This window comes from Saccharopolyspora sp. NPDC002686 (genome assembly GCF_040295745.1).
GTDB lineage: Bacteria > Actinomycetota > Actinomycetes > Mycobacteriales > Pseudonocardiaceae > Saccharopolyspora > Saccharopolyspora oryzae.
The window spans coordinates 1-16854 of record NZ_JBEOVY010000158.1; the positions used below are offsets into that span (position 1 = coordinate 1).

Here is a 16854-nt window from a genome sequence, read left to right on the forward strand (position 1 = left end):
TTCGATGAGACACCGCTGTGGAACCACGCCGACGCGGTGCTGAGCTGGCGGCACTACCTGCGTGGGTGGAGTGGGGAGGTTCCCGCGTACGCGGCTCCAGCTCGGGCGGACGATCTTTCGGGGCTTCCTCCGGCGTACGTGTCGGTGTACGAGAACGATCCGCTGCGGGACGAGGGCTTGGCTTATGCCTCCGGCCTGCTGCGCGCGGGTGTGTCCGTCGAGCTGCACCTGTTCCCCGGGACGTTCCACCGCTCGGCGGTGCTCACGGGGGCGGCGGTGTCCCGGCGTCAGGCGGCCGAAACCCTCGACACGCTTCGTCGCGCCTTGCACCCGGTCGGCTGATGGGGACGCTGGAGGATATCGCGGTGAGGGCCGAAGCGACCTGCGGTCCAGCAAGGATGGGCTTCCTGGCCTCGGACGGTTCCGCTTGATCCGGAGATCCCGGTTTAGGTGAAGTGCTGGGCGGTGGCGCTGGACGCGAACTCGAACAGTCTGACCTGCCCCGGGTTTTCTTGACCGACGCCGGTCTCGACCTCATCAACCGGATGGTTTCGGCCCATCTGGAGAACGAACGGATGCTGCTCTCCAACCTGTCCGGGGACGAGCAGGCAACCCTGAGGGAGTTGCTCCAGCGCCTCACTGCCGCGTTCGAGTGAAGCGGGGCGGCCGGTCGGCGAGCGTATATGGAAGTCAGGCGTCAACGACCGTTCCGGCCAACCCGCCCAAACGCAGTCCTCCGCCACGGACACCACACTTAGACCACTACCGAGCGTGACCGGATCTGTTGCCCGATGACTCTGGTTAACTCCTCATCCGAAAACTATAGGAAGTATGTCCACTTATCTTTATTCTTCGTCTCATGGGGTTCGGGATCAGCGTTGGGCCGCGGCTCTTCCGCGTTCGCGTGAGTACGCGGGGGCTGGGTATCAGCAGTGGCGTCGGGCCATTCTCGGTATATGCCAACTCCGGTGGCGGACGGCGTCGCCGTCGTACGACGACGAGACATGCGACGCGCACAGCAGGATCCACCGCTGACAGCGGGCTGTTGTACCTGCCAGGCGACACCACGACCACTAACTTGATCGGGGCCAGTGCCCACCAACTCGCACCAACCGACTCCGACGAACTGGTCACCCAGCTCAACCGCGCGCAGCGCTGGATTACCTGGTGGGGCTGGGCCACCGTTGCCTGTGCCCTCATCTCCTTTTCAACGCCGCTGTTTCTCATCCCGACGGCGGTGGCGCTGGTCGTTGCTCTAGTTGGCTTCGCCCGTCGCCGCGTCGTGTTGCATTACGAGGTCGATTCGGACCTGGCAAAGTGGTTCAATTCGCTCGCTGCTGGCTGGTCTTCACTCGTCCAGACGAATGGCAAGTGGCGAGTGCAAACGAGCACCCATCTGAACCGGACACACGACCGGAAGATGCACGCCGGTGCAGGCAATCTGGTGTCTCGGCATGACGTCTCGTTCCTGATGAAGCTGCCTATGGCGTTGAACGCGAACGTCAAGGTCCCCACGGTGAAGGCAAAGCGACACAACCTGCTGTTCCTCCCCGACCGGTTGTTGGTGAAGTCCGGTGGGCGGTGGAGCGACGTGGACTACAACCACCTCAAGGTGTCCGTGGCTCAGAGCAGGTTCATCGAAGACGGCGTTGTACCTCGTGACGGCGTGCAGGTTGACGAAACGTGGCAATACGCCAACGTGCGGGGTGGACCGGACCGCCGATTCAAGAACAACCGTCGGCTGCCGGTGATGCTCTACTCCGAGGTCATGCTCTCCTCGCCACAGGGGCTCGTCTGGGTGGTGAAACTATCGCGGCACGATGCCGCGACCTGGTGGCAGCAGATTCTCCGGTCCCGGCCTCGAACGCCACTGCTGACGAGCACGCCACTCCCGGATGCCCCTGCTGCGTCTGCGGGGCCAGCGCCCACACCGATCCGGTCATCGGCAAAAGAGAGCACCACGATCATCGCACAGTCCGGCCCGGTGACGCCCGCGAGCGCACCGGCTCCTCGTCGGGCGTCCAAGCCCGAGAGCGAGCACGTGCCGCCGAGCCCGGCCGGTCGGCCGATCGAACCGTGGGGGCGTCCATGGAACACGATCGAAGTCGTGGGCGAGTCATTTCACGAGAAGGCCATCGCGGCGCTGTTCACCGGAGTGCCGGGCTACAAGGAGCCCGGTGGCGCGGAGTTGGAAGAGAAGGCCGTCATGGTGCCCGACCCGGACAACCCGCACGGGGAGGGGCACGCGGTGGCTGTCTTCGTGCGCGGGCAGCACGTCGGCTATGTCCCGCATGAGGAGTCCACCGTGTACTTCCCGCATGTCTCGGCGATGACCGCCGGAGGTTCAGCCGTTACCGTCGATGCTCGTGTGTGGGCCTGCACGAACTACCAAGGCAGCGGTTTCCGGGGGCGTGTCACACTTTCCGTCGCGGAGGCAGAGGATTTCGGTTATCCAGCGTCCATGCCCGACGACGACAACGCCATCTTGCTGCCGGTCGGCAACGCGTTGCAGGTGACGGGCGAGGAGGAACACGTTGACTTCCTTCGGCCGTATGTCGGGGAGAGCGTCGCAGTAACCCTCCACAACGTCACAATCGAGAAGGCGGGAAAACCGCTGGACTTGGTGGAGATCCGTCTCGACGGGGAGGCGGTCGGACGGTTCATTCCGAGGACTAGTGCGAAGGTCGGACCGCTGGTGAGTCACGTCGAGAGTGTTGGTGGATTGCCGGTGGCGCGCGCCAGCGTCACCGGGAACGCGCTGAAGGCAGACGTCACGGTTTATGTAGCCCGCGCAGGAGACGTGCCGCAGAGCTGGATCGGGAACTTGCGTCCGATCATCTGAACGAGACGAGACTAAGGACGATTTCGCCTGTGGTTTACCTTTTTCGTAATTGAGCGTCCGTTGTGGATATTTCGTCCTGTCGGTCCAAAGTCGCGGTCTGGATGGGCCAGACGAACCTATCTGCCGTGCCCGAGGCCCTAGGTAGGTGTGGGCCGATCAGCGGCGGATACGGTTTCTGCACCGGCCGCGGCCACAGGTTGATCTTCGGCGGCTGCCAGCGCTTGCCGTTCCAGGCAAAGAACCCCTCGGCCGTCCAGGTCCTTGAACCTGCGTCCCGAGCTCATCGCGCGCGTCGTTGACCTTCGCGTCGAAGGACGAATGACCTGATGCTCTTCGTGCGTCAAGCCCCAGCAGCAGGGCGGTGGAACGTGGCGACCATCGTGTAGATCACGAGCGTGCCCCGCTCTGGTGCCGCGGCGAGCAGTACCCGGTCAGCTGGCTGCAGGGGAAATTCCGATTTAGTCGCTTCCCTTGGCGCGCAGATTCTTGCGCAGGATTTTCCCGGACACTGACTTCGGGATCTGCTCGATGAACTCGACGACCCGCACCTTCTTGTGCGGCGCGACCCGCTCGGCGACGAACACCATGACCTCGTCCTCGGTAAGGTCCGCACCGGCGGCCTGCTTGACGACGAATGCCTTCGGCACCTCCTCGCCGTCGGCGTCGCGCACCCCGATCACTGCGGTATCGGCGATCTTGTCGTGGGTGAGCAGCAGGGCCTCCAGCTCGGCGGGCGGCACCTGGTAGCCCTTGTACTTGATCAGCTCCTTGACCCGGTCGACAATCGAGTAGACGCCCTCGTCGTCGACGACGGCGATGTCGCCGGTGTGCAGGTAGCCGTCGGCATCCTTGGTGGCGTCGGTCGCGTCGGCGTTGTTGAGGTACCCGACCATCACGTTCGGGCCCTTCACCCACAGTTCGCCACGCTCCCCGGTGCCGACCTCCTTACCGGTCTCCGGGTCCACAAGCTTGCACTCGATATTGGGCAGCGTGAAGCCCGAGGAGCTGAGGTCCAGGTCGCCCCGGTCGTCGGGCATGCAGTGGCTCACTGGGGACAGCTCGGTCATGCCGTAGCCCTGCAGCACCGTGCATTGCAGCCGCTCGGCGACGGCGCGGCCGAGCTCGCCATCCAGCGGGGCTGCGCCGGAGAAGATCGTCTTCACGCAGGACAGGTCGTAGGTGTCGACGATCGGGTGCTTGGCCAGCGCGACCGCGACCGGCGGGGCGATGTAGAGACGGTCGACGCTGTACTTCTGCGTGATCGTCAGGAATTGCTCGAGGTCGAACTTCGGCATGGTGATGACTGTGGAGCGGGCGTGCAGGCCCTGGTTCATCATCACGGTCATGCCGTAGATGTGGAAGAACGGCAGGAACGCCATGATCTTCGTCTGGTCGGTGACGGAGCCCATCGCCTGGACCTGGAGCAGGTTCGCCACCAGGTTGCGGTGGGACAGGATCACCCCCTTGGCCAAGCCGGTGGTGCCTGAGGAGAAGGGCAGCACCGCGGTGTCCGTCGCGATCGTCATCAGCTCCGGGGCCGGGGCGCCGGAGAACACGAGGTCGGCCAGCGAGTCGTGACCCTCGGTCGCGTCAATGGTCAGGACTGCGTCGGCAGACAGCCCCGCCTCCTTCGCAGCGGGCAGGGCCCGGTCGAGGAACGACGAGACGGTGATGACCATCTTCGCGCTGGTGGGCCAGCTCACCGGCGGTGTACATCGAGTTCGCGCTGGTCACGATGCCGTTGGCGCGCAAGATTCCGTGGAACAATGCTGCCCACTGCGGCAGGTTCGGCGCGAACAGGCCGACGACATCGCCCTTGCCGATGCCCCGGGCGGCGAGTCCGCCGGCGATCTTCTCGACGAGGGCGCGGAACTCGGTGAAGGTGAGCTGGTCACCGGTGGTCCCATCGAGGAACGCGGGCGCGTCGGCCCGGTCCCCGAAGCCGTCGGCGAACAGGAACTCGGTCAACGAGACGTCCGGAATCTCCACGTCCGGGTACGGGCTGCGCATCGACAAGGCGTTGCTCCTTCACGGGGTCCACTTGGGGAACGGGGCCGCAAACGCCCCGGGTCATGTAGCGCGCGAGGTGCCGCCGTCTATCGCCACCGCTGTCTGCGGTCACTTCACGACGACAACATCCTTGGCCGAAATCGCTCCCGATCGGACGAGGACGTGTGATGACGGAGACCGAGAGCCTGGTGGGTGATCTTCATTCGATTTCCGCGTCGATGCGGCCGATGCGGGGCACGGGAGCGTGACCATCGATCTTGATGCCGGGGTAGCCGCGCTTGGCGAGCTCGGTGCACATGCGGCGGTATTTGCCGACGCCGCCGACGTAGCCCATGAAGGTGGTTGGTTTGCCGGCGATGTTCGAGCCGCGATACCAGGAGTCGGTGGTGGCGTACAGCGTCTGGCCGACTGTTTCCTCGGTGATGGTCACCCAGTCGTCCTGGGCTTCGGCGGTGGGTTCGATGACCTCGGCGCCTTGGGTTTTGGCGTGGGCGATCAGCCCGGTGATCCAGTCGACGGCTTGCTCGATGGTGACGATGACGTTGCTGACGAGTGCGGGGCTCTGGGGGCCGCCGATCATGAAGAAGTTTGGGAATCCGGCGGTCATGATCCCCAGCAGCGTGCGGGTTCCGTCGCTCCACGCGTCTTGCAGCTTGCCCGCCTGCGGCGTGGTGATGTTGAGCGCGAACAGGGGGCCGGTGAAAGCGTCGAATCCGATTGCCAGCACCAGGGCGTCGACAGGGTACGAGTCGTTGCTGGTGATGATGCTGTCGGCAGTCATGGTCTCGATGGGCTCGTCGCGCAGTGAGACGACAGAGACGTTGGGGCGGTTGAAGGTTTCGTAGTAGTCGGTGCCGAAGCAGCTGCGCTTGGCGCCCAGCGGGTGGTACCGGGGTTCCAGGACGCGTGCCGTCTCCGGGCTGGCGACGATCTCGCGGATCTTCTCGCGCATGAACTCCGCGGCGGTCTCGTTGGCCTCGGCGTCCAGGAGCAGGTCGGCGAACTCTGCCCCAACGCCGAGGAATCCGCTGCGTTCGTAGGCCTTCTCGTAGCGCTCGCGCCGTTCTTCCGCGGAGACGTCGAAGGCGCGGTCGGTGACCGGGCGATCCGGGATGCCGCCGGGGGAGTGGCGGCACTCTTCGCGGATGGCGGGGTAGTTGCTCTTGATCTTCTCGACGGTCTCGGCGTCGAGCGGCGCGTTGCGCGCGGGGAAGACGTAGTTCGGGGTGCGCTGGAAAACGGTGAGGTGCTCGGCGACTTCTGCGATGAGCGGGATGCACTGCACGCCGGATGATCCGGTGCCGATGACGGCGACGCGCTTGCCGGCGAGGTCGTCCAGGGAGATGTTCCAGCGGCTGGTGGACACCGTGATCCCGGTGAAGTTCTCCTGCCCGGGCACATCGACGTCCTTCGGCGTCGACAATCCGCCCGAGCCGGCGAGCAGGTAACGGCCTCGGCGGGTCTCTCCGGAGTCGAGGGCGACTTCCCAGAGGTGCTCGTCGGCCAACCAGGTCGCGGCGACCACCCGGGTGTTGAACTGGAAGTGCCGGCGGAGGTCGAACCGGTCCGCTACGTGGTTGATGTAGTCCAGAATCTCGGCCTGCGGGGCGAAGCGCTCGCTCCAGGTCCACTCCTGCTGGAGTTCTTCGCTGAAGGAGTAGGAGTAGTAGACGCTTTCGACGTCGCAGCGGGCACCGGGATAGGTGTTCCAGTACCAGGTTCCGCCGACGCTGGGAGCGGTCTCGAATCCGGCGAAGCTCCAGCCCTTCTCGGTGGTCTTGTACGCGGCGTACAGGCCGGAGAATCCGGCGCCGACGCACAGCACGTCCACAACAGGGGCGGTCGACGAACTGGTGTCAGTCATGGTCTCTGCCTTCTCGTCGTCTGGAGCGAGTCATCGACAAGCCACAGCTAGATTGTCATATGTCTGGGTCAGATGACTAAGAAGCTAGGTGCGGCCCGACGGTTTCGTCAATGGCGGGCCGCGTCTCACGTGGGAGAGGTCGTCGCGGCGAGGCCGTGCAGATGCCGAACGACGTCCTCGATCGCCGCATCGGTCTTGGCGAAGACGCCGACCTCGGTGAAGAAGCCGTGGAAGACGCCGGGGTAGCGGATCGCGGTCGTGGCAACGCCGTCGTTCCGCAGTCGCTCGGCGTAGGCCTCGGCGTCGTCGCGCAGCGGGTCGACCTCGGCGGTCAGGACCAGGGCGGGTGGCAGGCCCCGCAACGACGTTGCTTTCATGGGGGCCGCGTGGTGTCCGACTTCCGCGCGGGCGGCGCCGACGTACTGCTCCCAGAGCCAGCGGGCGTCCGCGCCGGTCAGCAGAGGTGCGTCGGCGAACTCCGTCCAGGACGGCCTGGCGAACGAATCGTCGACGGCGGGGTAGGCGAGGACCTGCGATGCGGGCCGGGGTAGCCCGAGGTCCCGGATCTTCAAGCAGAGCGCGGCGGCGAGGTTGCCGCCCGCGGAGTCTCCGCCCACGGCGATCAGGTCCGGATCGATGCCGAGCTCGAGGGCCGATCCGCGGAGCCAAGCCAGCGCGTCGAACGAGTCTTCGAGTGCGGCTGGGTAGGGGTGTTCCGGGGCGAGCCGGTACTCAGGGGACAGCACCGCCCACCCGGACCGTGCGGCGATGGCACGGCAGAGCTCGTCGACGCCGTCGAGCGTGCCGAGGACGAACCCGCCCCCGTGGAGGTACACCAGCGCCGGCCGTGGGGCCGCGGTGGAGGGGCCGGGCGGGTGGTAGAGGCGAGCCCGAAGGTGTCCCGACCTGCCCGGCACGGTCAGCTCGTCCACGCGGTCCAGGTGGGTCTTGGGGTTCTCGGAAGGCGCGGTGGACAAGCGCTCGCGTGCCGCTTCGGGGCCGAGTTCGCGGAGGGGTGTCGTCAGCACCTCCGCGATGGCCTGGGCGACGAGCTGGGCGTCGGGGTCGAGGTGGTCCCAGTGCGAGGGGTGGGGCTTGGTCACGCGATCTCCAGGTGAGGTGGCGGTGGGTGTTGACAGTGTGTGACCCGTGTCGCAACATAGTCAAACGTCCAAGTCATTTGACTAATTAGGACACGGGACGGTCGAGTGGGCGGGCGACGCCACGCGTCGCGTGTGAATCTCGCGAATTCGAAAGGACCACAAGATGACCGAAACCGCGACGGTTCCCACGGCGCCCCCTGCGGGTGCCGCACGGGTCGAGGTCAGGATCGAAGATGATGCGAGCCCGATCGTTCGGTTGATCGGGCGGACCCTTCGGGATTCGGTCCTGGCCGGGCACGCGTTCGAAACACTGCGGAGATCGACGGGAACGGTGGCGATCCGTTCGCATGACACGCCGCAGGCGGCGGTGATCGCCTTCGGTGCCAACGGTATTGACGTGTCCAGTGGCGTGGTCGTCGAGCCGGACGTGACGCTCACCGTCGATCTCAACGCGCGGTTCGCAGCGGTGGGAGATCCCGTGGGGGATTTCGATCTCGCTGCCGGGATTCTCGCCGCCCTGTCTCCGCCGCTGCCGGACTGGCGCGCGGCGGCGCGGAGCTTCTGGGAGGTGGCTCGGTCCATGCCGGGCATCCCCGACGTCTTGATCGCGGTGACCGAAGGGCCGGACGGTGTGGAGCAAGCTGTTGTGGGCCAAGGAAGTTCGCGGTACTTGATCGCGGGGGCACCGGACACGCTGGCCGGAATCTTCTCCGGTGCTGACGATCTGCTCGCGGTGCTGTCCTCGGGTGTGCTGGGGATTCAGGGCACGTTGTCTCAGCTGTCCGTGATGGTCGGCGCTTCCTGGAAGGTTCGTTACGATGACTGAGCTCACCACTGCTGCACGCGGCTCGCACGCCGTGGAATCCCAGTCGCGGACGGTGCGTCTGGAGGCGACGAACCCAGAGGGCAGTTTCCTGGGCAAGAACGTCGCTCGGGAGAAGTTCGCCTCTGGTGCGGACTCGGGTTTCGCCTTCGCTGATCTGCTGTTCGGACTGGATCTGGGCAATGCTCCGGCGTTCGGGTTCGCCTATCCGGAGTGGCGCGGGCATCTGGACGACGTGTACTTCCGCCCGGACATGTCGACGCTGGTGGAGTGGGAGCCGGGCCTCGACGCGGTGATCGGTGATTACTGGCTCAAGGACGGGTCCCCGGTTCCGCTGTGCCCGCGCAATCTCGTGCGGAAGATGGTTGATCGGCTCTCGGCTTCCGGTTTCACGGCCACTGTCGCCGTCGAGATCGAGGCGACGGTCTTCGAGGAGTCGGTTCAGGAGGCGCGGTCGCGTGGCTACCGCGACCTCACGCCTCTCGGCGGAACCGCGGGAACGGCCTACCACCTCGCGAAGTCGAAGGACTGGGTCGAGTACATGTCTGCGGTCGCACGCCGTCTCGACGAGGTCGGCATCGCGTGGGAGGCGTGGAGCGACGAGGACGCCGCCGGTCAGATCGAGCTGAACCTCTCGCCGAGTGATCCGATCGCGATCGGCGATGCGTGGGCCCGAGCCCGGCAGGTCATGCGGGAGGTTGCGTTCGACCGGGGCCACACCGTGACGTTCATGGCCAAGCCCACCGCCGGCTACGGCCAGGCGTCGCACCTGAACGTGTCGCTGGAACGCGACGGGGTCAACGCCTTCTACGCCGAGGAAGGGCCGTCGGTGACGATGCGCCACGCCATCGGTGGACTGCTGGCGACGATCGAGGGCAACTCGTCGATCGTGTTGCCGCAGATCACGTCGTACCGGCGGTTGGTCGACCTCAGCGGGCCGCCGGTGACGGTCACGTGGGGCATCAGCAACAAGACCACCGCGGTGCGGGCGGTGTGCGGGCATCCGAAGCAGTCCCGCCTGGAGTACCGGGTCCCCGGTGCGGACGCGAACCTGTACCTCGCGCTGGCGGGTGTGCTGGCGGGTGTGATCGCGGGTGTGGAGCGCAAGATCGAGCCTCCAGAGCCGGTGGGCGAGATGGCGTGGTGCCTGCCGCCAGGTCTGGGCATCGAGCGGTTGCCGGACACCATGACCAAGGCGGCCGACAAGCTCGAGCAGGATCCGCTGCTCCGGGACCTGCTGGGCGGGGAGTTCGTGGACTACTGGGTCGGGTCTCGCCGGTGGGAGTGGATGCAGTTCCACACCGCAGGCGGTGATCCCTTCGCCGAGCTCTCGGAGTGGGAGTCGGTCCGGTACTTCGAACTGCCGTGACCGCCATGACCGAAACATCAGCCGTGATGCGGCCGCTCATCGGCATCACCGGTCGGCGGTACCGCTTGGAGCTGCTCGGAGGCGATCGCCGCTACGGCGATCGCTGCGCGGACAGCTACATGTCCGACTTCGCCGCCCGCATCGCCCTGGCCGGTGGGCTGCCGGTCCACCTGTCCTACGACACCGATGCGGCGGCGATCTGCCAGTGGCTGTGCGGGGTGGTCATCACCGGCGGGCAGGACCTGCATCCGGCGTGCTGGGGCGGTGACACCTCAGTCGTCAGCGGGGTTGATCCTCGCACGGACCCGGTGGTCCACGACGTCGAGCGCGACGAGTACGAGATCGCCCTCGTGCGCGCTGCCCTGGCGCGCGGGCTTCCGGTGCTGGGCGTGTGCCGGGGCATGCAGGTCCTCAACGTCGCGCTCGGAGGCACCCTCGTCGCCGACCTCCCGCCGAGCGCGGTGCAGCACCTCTCGGCGGAGTCGGCGCCAACCGACGGCGCGGCCGACCACGTCGTGGCGTTCGAGCCCGGCTCGATCGCGGCGGGACTGCTCGGGGAACGGGCGGTGACCAACTCGTGGCATCACCAGGCCGTCGACCGATGCGGTGCGGGGCTCGTGGTGACCGGCCGGACGAGCGACGGCGTGGCTGAGGCCGTGGAACTTCCCGGCTCACCGGTCCTCGGCGTGCAGTGGCACCCGGAATGGATGGTGCGTGCCGATCCGACGATGAGCTGGATCGTCGAGGAGTCCGCCCGCAGGGTTCCCGCGACAGCAACATCAACGTACGCAAGAGAAAGGCAGCAGTCATCGTGAACGAGTTGGGCGAAAGGTTCGACGTCGCGTCGCTGTCTGGTCGGCAACCGGTCGTGGCGATGGAGCACATCGGCGACGACCCGTCCACCCCGACGCTGAACGCATTGCTGTCGGCTTGCGCGACGCGCTTCCCGGACAAGGAGTTCCTGCGCTTCGGCGGCACGTCGTGGACCTTTGCCGAGATCGACAGGTGGACGTCCAAGTTGGCACACCGGCTGATCGAGGTCGATGGCATCCGGGTGGGTGACCGTGTCGCGATCATGCTGCCGAACATCGTGCACTGGCCGGTCGCGTGGCTGGCCGTGCTCAAGGCCGGTGCCGTGGCCGTGCCGATCAACTCGTCGTACAAGACCGCAGATCTCGCGTTCGTCCTGGAGGACTCAGGTGCACGAGTGGTGTTCACCGACAGGGAACGCGCCCCGCTCGTGAACGACGCGGCAGCCGAACGCGGCCTGGCGGAGGTTCGCATCGTCGATCTCGCCGAGGACGGAACCGGGCCTTTCCCAGCGACCGCGCCGGAGGTGACCGTCGAAGCCGACACGCTCGCCAACCTGCAGTACACCTCGGGCACCACGGGCTTTCCGAAGGCGTGCATGCTCACCCATGATTACTGGGTACGCCTGGGATGGGTCTGCGCCGCCATCACCGGACTCGGAAACGAGGACGTCCTGCTGACGGCCCAACCGTTCTCGTACATGGATCCACAGTGGAACACGGCGCTCGCGTTGACGGTAGCGGCACCTCTGGTGGTGCTGCCGCGGTTCTCCGCCTCTGGCTTCTTCGCCGATGTCCGCCGTCATCGAGCCACGTTCTGCTACGTGCTCGGCTCGATGCCGACCCTCCTGTTCAAGCAGGAACCGCGCCCCGACGACCAGGACAACGACCTCCGCCTGGTGCTCTGCTCGGGCATTCCGGTGGGTCTCCACGCCCAGCTGGAACAACGTTGGGGAGCGCCGTGGCGGGAGGTCTTCGGCATGACCGAATCCGGGGTCGACCTCTTCAGCCCCGTCGACGACACCAGCGCGGTGGGAAGTGGCTGTCTCGGCCGTCCCGTGCCGACCAAGACGATCCGCGTGGTCGATCCGGACGGAAGCGATGCGTCCGATGGCGAACCGGGCGAGATGGTCATCTCCGGCACACCGATGATGAAGGGGTACTGGAACAGGCCGGAGGAGACCGCGGAGGTCTTGCGGGACGGTTTGCTCCACACCGGCGACGTCGTGGTCCGCCGACCAGATGGCGGCATCCAGCTGGTCGGGCGGGTCAAGGACATGGTGCGCCGTGGCGGCGAGAACGTCGCCAGCGCCGAAGTCGAGGCCGCGCTCGAACGCGACGACGCGGTCGTCGACTCCGCCGTCGTCGCCGAACCTGACGACGTGCTCGGCGAAGAGGTCAAGGCCTTCATCCAGCTCGCCGAAGGGGTCGCACCCGAGCGCGCCACGGCCGAGCGGATCACCGAGCGCGTCCGCGACCAGCTGGCGCACTTCAAGGTGCCCCGCTACGTCGAGTTCGTGCCGGACTTTCCCCGGACGCCCTCCGAACGGATCAACAAGCCGGCACTCAAGGAGCACGCGGCCCACGAGCCCGGGATCACCTACGACCTGCGCACGCGCCGCGAAAATGCCTCAGCGACCGCGAGTTCGAGCGTCGTCGACGTCGAGGTCGTCCGGGAGGTCGCCGTGGTGACGCTGCGCCGCCCGGAGAAGCTGAACGCGTTGGACGTCGAGGCGCGGCTGCGACTGGCGAAGGTCATCCGCGAGCACGGAAGCGGCGAAGCGGTCCGTGGAATCGTGCTCACCGGCGAGGGACGCGCGTTCTCGGCAGGGGAAGACCTGTCGGCCGCCCCCACCTCGTACGAGCAGGTTCGAGCGGCGTTGGAGTCCTTCCACGACATCACGCGTGCGATCCTGCAGACGAGCGTCCCCGTCATCGCGGCGGTCAACGGCCTCGCGGTGGGCGGAGCATCGGAGATCACGCTGTGCTGCGATGCGCGGATCGCGAGCTCGGCGGCGGAGTACTACCAGCCGGAAAACCGCCGGGGCCTCACCATCTCCAACGCCTCGAGCGTGCTGCTCCCGCGCTTGGTCGGCAACCACGCGACGCGGCTGATCCTGGGCTCACCGCGGATCGGCGCCGACGAGGCGCTGCGGATCGGACTCGTGGACGAGATCGTTCCACCGGACGAACTCATCGACCACGCCATCCACACCGTCCACACCTGGACCCCGGAGAACAACACGACGGCTCCCCACCTGGCACTGCTGCGACCGCAGATCGAGGAGATCGAGAAGGCCTTCGCCCGCGAGGACGTGGCCGGGAAGCAGGCGTGGGACAGCGGAGCGCTCAGCGCGGGCGTCGCGAGTTTCTGGGCGACCAAGGCGGGCCGCCCATGACCCGGAAAGCCCTGAGCCGAGCCGTTCATCGCCCAGCGAGGCCAACCGCAGAGGAGTGCCCGGAATGATCGAGACGAAGGCCGCGGTCCTGAGCGCGGTCAACGAACCGCTGGATCTGGCCGTGATCCAGGTGGACGAGCCGGAACCGCTGGAAGTGCGCGTCGAAGTCACCCACGTGGGTCTGTGCCACAGCGACCTGCACTACATGACCGGAACCGTGCCCATCGGGCTGCCGGTGGTCCTCGGCCACGAGGTCGCCGGCGTCGTCGAGGCAGTGGGTTCGTCGGTGACCGGTCTGCAACCAGGAGACCGGGTCGTCGGGGCGCTGACTCCGTCCTGCGGCCGGTGCAGCAACTGCGAGGCGGGCCGGTCCACGCAGTGCCAGCGGATTGCGGAGATCCGCCGGCGTCCACGACCGGCCTTCCAACTCGGGAACGGCCGGCCGGTCGAGCGGCTCGGCGACATCGGAGGTTTTTCGCAGCACACCCTCATGCGGGAGAACGCACTGGTGAAGGTCGCCGACGATGTGCCGCTGCACGTCGGCTGCTTGCTTTCGTGCTGCATCACCACCGGCGTCGGCGCCGTCTTCCGCGGCGCCCAGCTGCGCCCGGGCAGCACCGCCGCGGTCATCGGATGCGGTGGGGTCGGCTCGGCCATCATCCAAGGGGCCCGGCTCGCGGGCGCGTCGGCCATCGTCGCCATCGACCTCGACGAGACACGGCTGAAGGCGGCGCGCAGCTACGGCGCAACCCACGTCGTCAACGGCGGAGCCGACGATGTCGTCGCCCAGATCCACGACCAGCTTGGTGAGGGCGTCGACTACGCGTTCGAGGCGGTCGGCTCGGCGCGCACCGCGGCAACAGCTCTGGCCGTCCTGCGCCCCACGGGCACCGCGTGCCTGGTGGGGATTGCGCCAGGAGGGACGGAGCTGAGCCTGCCTGCATCTGACTTCTTCTTCGAGGAGAAGCGGCTCATCGGGTCCTACATGGGTTCGGGGCATGCGCGCCAGGACATCGCGCAGTTCGCGCGCCTGTATCAGCACGGCCAGTTGCTGCTCGACGAGATGGTCACGCAGGTGATCCCGTTCCGCGAGATCAACGAGGGCTTCGAGGCCATGAAGTCCGGTGACGTGACCCGCATCGTCGTCGACCTCCAGTCCTGAACCACACGCGAAACGCAGAGGAACCCATGGCGAGCAGCGAAATCACGATTCCCCAGCCGGTGAACTACATCGCCGACGACTGGAGCGAATGCGAGACGTTCCACGACGCGTGGAACGTCGACCCGAACACGCGTGAACCCGTGCATCGCATGGTCACGACGTCACTCGGTGACCTGGAGCGCGCGGTGCACCATGCGGAGCGGGTGTACGACATCGGGCGCTGGGACGACGAGGCGCGCCAAGAACGAGCGGACGTGCTTGAGCGGGTCGCTGCGCTCATAGAGACCCGCGCTGAGGACATCGCTCGGACAGATTCCCTCACCAGCGGTACTCCGATCAGCGTCACCCGGAAAGGTGCGGCCTTCCTGCCCGCCAGGATTCGATCCACGGCGAGCGATCTGCTGAGCATCCCCCGTGTGAAGGCATTGGAGGCGGGCGGCCGCGATGTCCGCCTCTACAAGGTGCCGTGGGGACCGGCCGCGATCCTCACTCCGTGGAACGGCCCGAGCTTCATTCCTGCGGCGAAGGTCGTGAGCGCGATAGCGGCGGGCTGCCCGGTGATTCTGAAGCCGTCGGAGCACGCGCCGAGCAGCGCGCAGATCATCGTCGAGTGCTTCGTCGATGCGGGCCTGCCCAGCGGTGCCCTGCAGCTCGTGCACGGCGCCGGTGACGTCGGCGCCGCACTCACCGCTGATCCGCGCATCAAGATCGTCTCGTTCACCGGGGGACCGGGTGCGGGTCGCGCGATCGCCCGGGCAGCCGCGGAGGACTTCAAGGTGCTGCAGCTGGAACTCGGCGGCAACAACCCAGCGCTCGTGCTGGAGGACGCGGATGTCGAGGTCGCCGCCGACGGCATCCTCGACGGCATGACCAAGCTGAACGGTCAATGGTGCGAAGGGCCGGGCAAGATCCTCGCCAACCGACGTCTAGCCGATCCGCTGCTCGAGGCGTTGACGGAGCGCATCTCCAAGCTCGTGGTCGGCCATTCCCTCGACGAGGACGTCGAGATCGGCCCCATTTCGAACGCGCCGCATTTCGGGACGCTCCAGAGCAGGATCGAGGGGCTGCGCGATCTCGGAGCGAGCATCCGACAGCCTGCCCAGCTCCCGGACCTCGACGGGTTCTTCCTGTCACCCACGATCGCCGTCGGCGCCGACCCCGCTCGGGCCACCGCAGAGCTCTTCGGGCCGGTCGTGTCCCTGCACGACGTGGACTCCGACGACGAGGCGTTGCGCATCGCCAATGCGAATCCTTCGGGACTCGACGCCTACGTGTTCGGCACCGACACCGACCACGCGATCGAGATCGGCTCCCGCGTGCTGTCGGGTGAGGTGCGCGTCAACGGTGCCAAACTCGCCGACCTCGGTGACGACTCGGCTCAGAGCTTCTGGGGCCCGGCCGGCATCGGCGGCCACGGGCCTGCCGAGTCGGTACGAGTCTTCTGCGGCGACCGGGTCGTCGGCGTCGACTCGCCCGACCTTCCGCTGTGAGCACGCGAAACCGCACCACTCGAGGACAGTCCGAACCCGGACCCGGCCCGATCACAATGCCGCAGGCGAAGATTCGAGCCGAGCCGCAAGCCAGCTCTCGAGAACTGACGCGGAGATCTGCATCTGTTCCGCTGCGGCGGACCGATCCCCGTAGGTCAACCAGTTCAAACCGAAGCCGTCGGCCAAGCACGCAATGACATAGGTGATTTGATCGATGGTCTCCGGTTCGACCGGATGGTCCGCGGCCGCGTTTCGAAGTGCGGTGCGCACGGTTTCCATGGCCTTGTCGTACACCGTGATGGCGTGTTCCCCGTGCTGCCTTCGCGCCCAGTTGATGAGCTCCAGAGCCGTCGTCCCGAGGCTGGCTGATTCGACGTAGAACTCCATGACGCCGCGAAGGATGGCGTGCGCTGTCACGGCCAGATCGGCATGCGGGTCGCTGTCGGCGATGGCCTCCCGAAACCTGCTGGTGACGAACTCGAAGACGTCTGCCAGCAGGTCCTCCTTGGAGTCGTAGCAGTAGTGCAGCGTCGCCAGTGGCGCCTGTGCCTGCTCGGCGATTCGCCGCGTCGTCGCTCCGTCGATGCCGCGGTTCGCGATGACTTCCACCGCTGCGCGGACGAAGTCGTTGCGCCGCTCTGCGGCGGAGATTCGTGCCACGAAATCCTCCCGATGTCGGGGCATGTCCAGCTAGTTGGACGCCTGACCCAGTCAGGCACGAGCGTAGCATTTCGGACTGAACGCCGACGATCCGTCGCATCGCGGCCCGGAAACTTGGTCAAACGACTAGCTCAAATGACTAAGTTTCGGTTAGCATATGGCCGGAATCACAAGTTCCTGGTTTGCAGCACGCAACTGTGCTGATCACGAGCGCGCGCCGCCCGTCGCATCGAAGGCGGCATGTCCTGAAACCAGTGGTCGGTCGCACCGACGGTCTCCGCATCGGACACGAGAACGAACGACCGCGCACCGCCGGCCTTCGG

Annotated in this window: 13 protein-coding genes and 1 pseudogene; 9 read left to right on the forward strand and 5 right to left on the reverse strand. The window is 66.6% G+C overall.

Annotated elements, in window-relative coordinates; genetic code table 11:
* The 3 genes from ABTZ89_RS20940 to ABTZ89_RS20950 form a co-directional block, all read left to right on the forward strand.
* Positions 1-342: alpha/beta hydrolase fold domain-containing protein (locus ABTZ89_RS20940; protein WP_351047144.1), on the forward strand; the 342-nt coding region annotated here is incomplete at its 5' end.
* 113 nt (positions 343-455) lie between these two features.
* A complete protein-coding gene (locus tag ABTZ89_RS20945; protein ID WP_351047147.1) occupies positions 456-656 on the forward strand; it encodes a winged helix DNA-binding protein in 201 nt (66 codons plus the stop codon).
* A gap of 422 nt (positions 657-1078) precedes the next feature.
* Positions 1079-2842: a hypothetical protein gene (locus ABTZ89_RS20950; protein WP_351047149.1), complete on the forward strand. Its 1764-nt coding sequence runs from the start codon at positions 1079-1081 to the stop codon at positions 2840-2842.
* A gap of 458 nt (positions 2843-3300) precedes the next feature.
* Here ABTZ89_RS20950 and ABTZ89_RS20955 read toward each other — a convergent pair whose 3' ends face one another.
* The 4 genes and pseudogenes from ABTZ89_RS20955 to ABTZ89_RS20970 all read right to left on the reverse strand — a co-directional run bounded on the left by ABTZ89_RS20955 (position 3301) and on the right by ABTZ89_RS20970 (position 7819).
* Positions 3301-3735, reverse strand: a complete 435-nt coding sequence (locus ABTZ89_RS20955) for an AMP-binding enzyme (protein WP_351047176.1) — start codon at positions 3733-3735, stop codon at positions 3301-3303.
* 45 nt (positions 3736-3780) lie between these two features.
* Positions 3781-4852: pseudogene (locus tag ABTZ89_RS20960) on the reverse strand (AMP-binding protein); the annotation flags it as partial.
* 199 nt (positions 4853-5051) lie between these two features.
* Positions 5052-6716, reverse strand: a complete 1665-nt coding sequence (locus tag ABTZ89_RS20965) for a flavin-containing monooxygenase (protein ID WP_351047152.1) — start codon at positions 6714-6716, stop codon at positions 5052-5054.
* A 125-nt stretch (positions 6717-6841) separates the two neighbouring features.
* Entirely contained in the window at positions 6842-7819 is a 978-nt protein-coding gene (locus ABTZ89_RS20970; RefSeq protein WP_351047154.1) for an alpha/beta hydrolase, read from the reverse strand.
* 163 nt (positions 7820-7982) lie between these two features.
* Between ABTZ89_RS20970 and ABTZ89_RS20975 the strand changes: the two genes are divergently transcribed.
* From ABTZ89_RS20975 to ABTZ89_RS21000, 6 genes are all read left to right on the forward strand, one after another.
* Positions 7983-8645, forward strand: a complete 663-nt coding sequence (locus tag ABTZ89_RS20975; protein WP_351047157.1) for a hypothetical protein — start codon at positions 7983-7985, stop codon at positions 8643-8645.
* Complete coding sequence (locus ABTZ89_RS20980; RefSeq protein ID WP_351047159.1) at positions 8638-10011, forward strand: glutamine synthetase family protein; 1374 nt, start codon at positions 8638-8640, stop codon at positions 10009-10011. Before ABTZ89_RS20975 ends, ABTZ89_RS20980 begins: the two co-directional genes overlap by 8 nt.
* A gap of 5 nt (positions 10012-10016) precedes the next feature.
* Positions 10017-10826, forward strand: a complete 810-nt coding sequence (locus tag ABTZ89_RS20985) for a gamma-glutamyl-gamma-aminobutyrate hydrolase family protein (protein WP_351047162.1) — start codon at positions 10017-10019, stop codon at positions 10824-10826.
* Positions 10823-13219 (forward strand): AMP-binding protein, encoded by a 2397-nt coding sequence (locus ABTZ89_RS20990; RefSeq protein ID WP_351047165.1) that lies wholly within the window; start codon positions 10823-10825, stop codon positions 13217-13219. The genes ABTZ89_RS20985 and ABTZ89_RS20990 overlap by 4 nt, the downstream gene beginning before the upstream one ends.
* Before the next feature lie 64 nt (positions 13220-13283).
* Complete coding sequence (locus ABTZ89_RS20995; RefSeq protein ID WP_351047168.1) at positions 13284-14381, forward strand: Zn-dependent alcohol dehydrogenase; 1098 nt, start codon at positions 13284-13286, stop codon at positions 14379-14381.
* 26 nt (positions 14382-14407) lie between these two features.
* Complete coding sequence (locus tag ABTZ89_RS21000; RefSeq protein WP_351047171.1) at positions 14408-15871, forward strand: aldehyde dehydrogenase family protein; 1464 nt, start codon at positions 14408-14410, stop codon at positions 15869-15871.
* A 51-nt stretch (positions 15872-15922) separates the two neighbouring features.
* Here the strand turns inward: ABTZ89_RS21000 and ABTZ89_RS21005 are convergent, their stop codons facing one another.
* Positions 15923-16531: a TetR/AcrR family transcriptional regulator gene (locus tag ABTZ89_RS21005; protein ID WP_351047173.1), complete on the reverse strand. Its 609-nt coding sequence runs from the start codon at positions 16529-16531 to the stop codon at positions 15923-15925.
* Positions 16532-16854: the final 323 nt, after the last annotated feature.

What these genes read in the sequence shown, in the direction of transcription:
- ABTZ89_RS20955 (WP_351047176.1), bottom strand. Translation starts at nt 3,735, where the DNA reads ATGGTCGGGTACCTCAACAACGCCGACGCGACCGACGCCACCAAGGAT.
- ABTZ89_RS20965 (WP_351047152.1), bottom strand. Translation starts at nt 6,716, where the DNA reads ATGACTGACACCAGTTCGTCGACCGCCCCTGTTGTGGACGTGCTGTGC.
- ABTZ89_RS20975 (WP_351047157.1), top strand. Translation starts at nt 7,983, where the DNA reads ATGACCGAAACCGCGACGGTTCCCACGGCGCCCCCTGCGGGTGCCGCA.
- ABTZ89_RS20980 (WP_351047159.1), top strand. Translation starts at nt 8,638, where the DNA reads ATGACTGAGCTCACCACTGCTGCACGCGGCTCGCACGCCGTGGAATCC.
- ABTZ89_RS20985 (WP_351047162.1), top strand. Translation starts at nt 10,017, where the DNA reads ATGACCGAAACATCAGCCGTGATGCGGCCGCTCATCGGCATCACCGGT.
- ABTZ89_RS20995 (WP_351047168.1), top strand. Translation starts at nt 13,284, where the DNA reads ATGATCGAGACGAAGGCCGCGGTCCTGAGCGCGGTCAACGAACCGCTG.
- ABTZ89_RS21000 (WP_351047171.1), top strand. Translation starts at nt 14,408, where the DNA reads ATGGCGAGCAGCGAAATCACGATTCCCCAGCCGGTGAACTACATCGCC.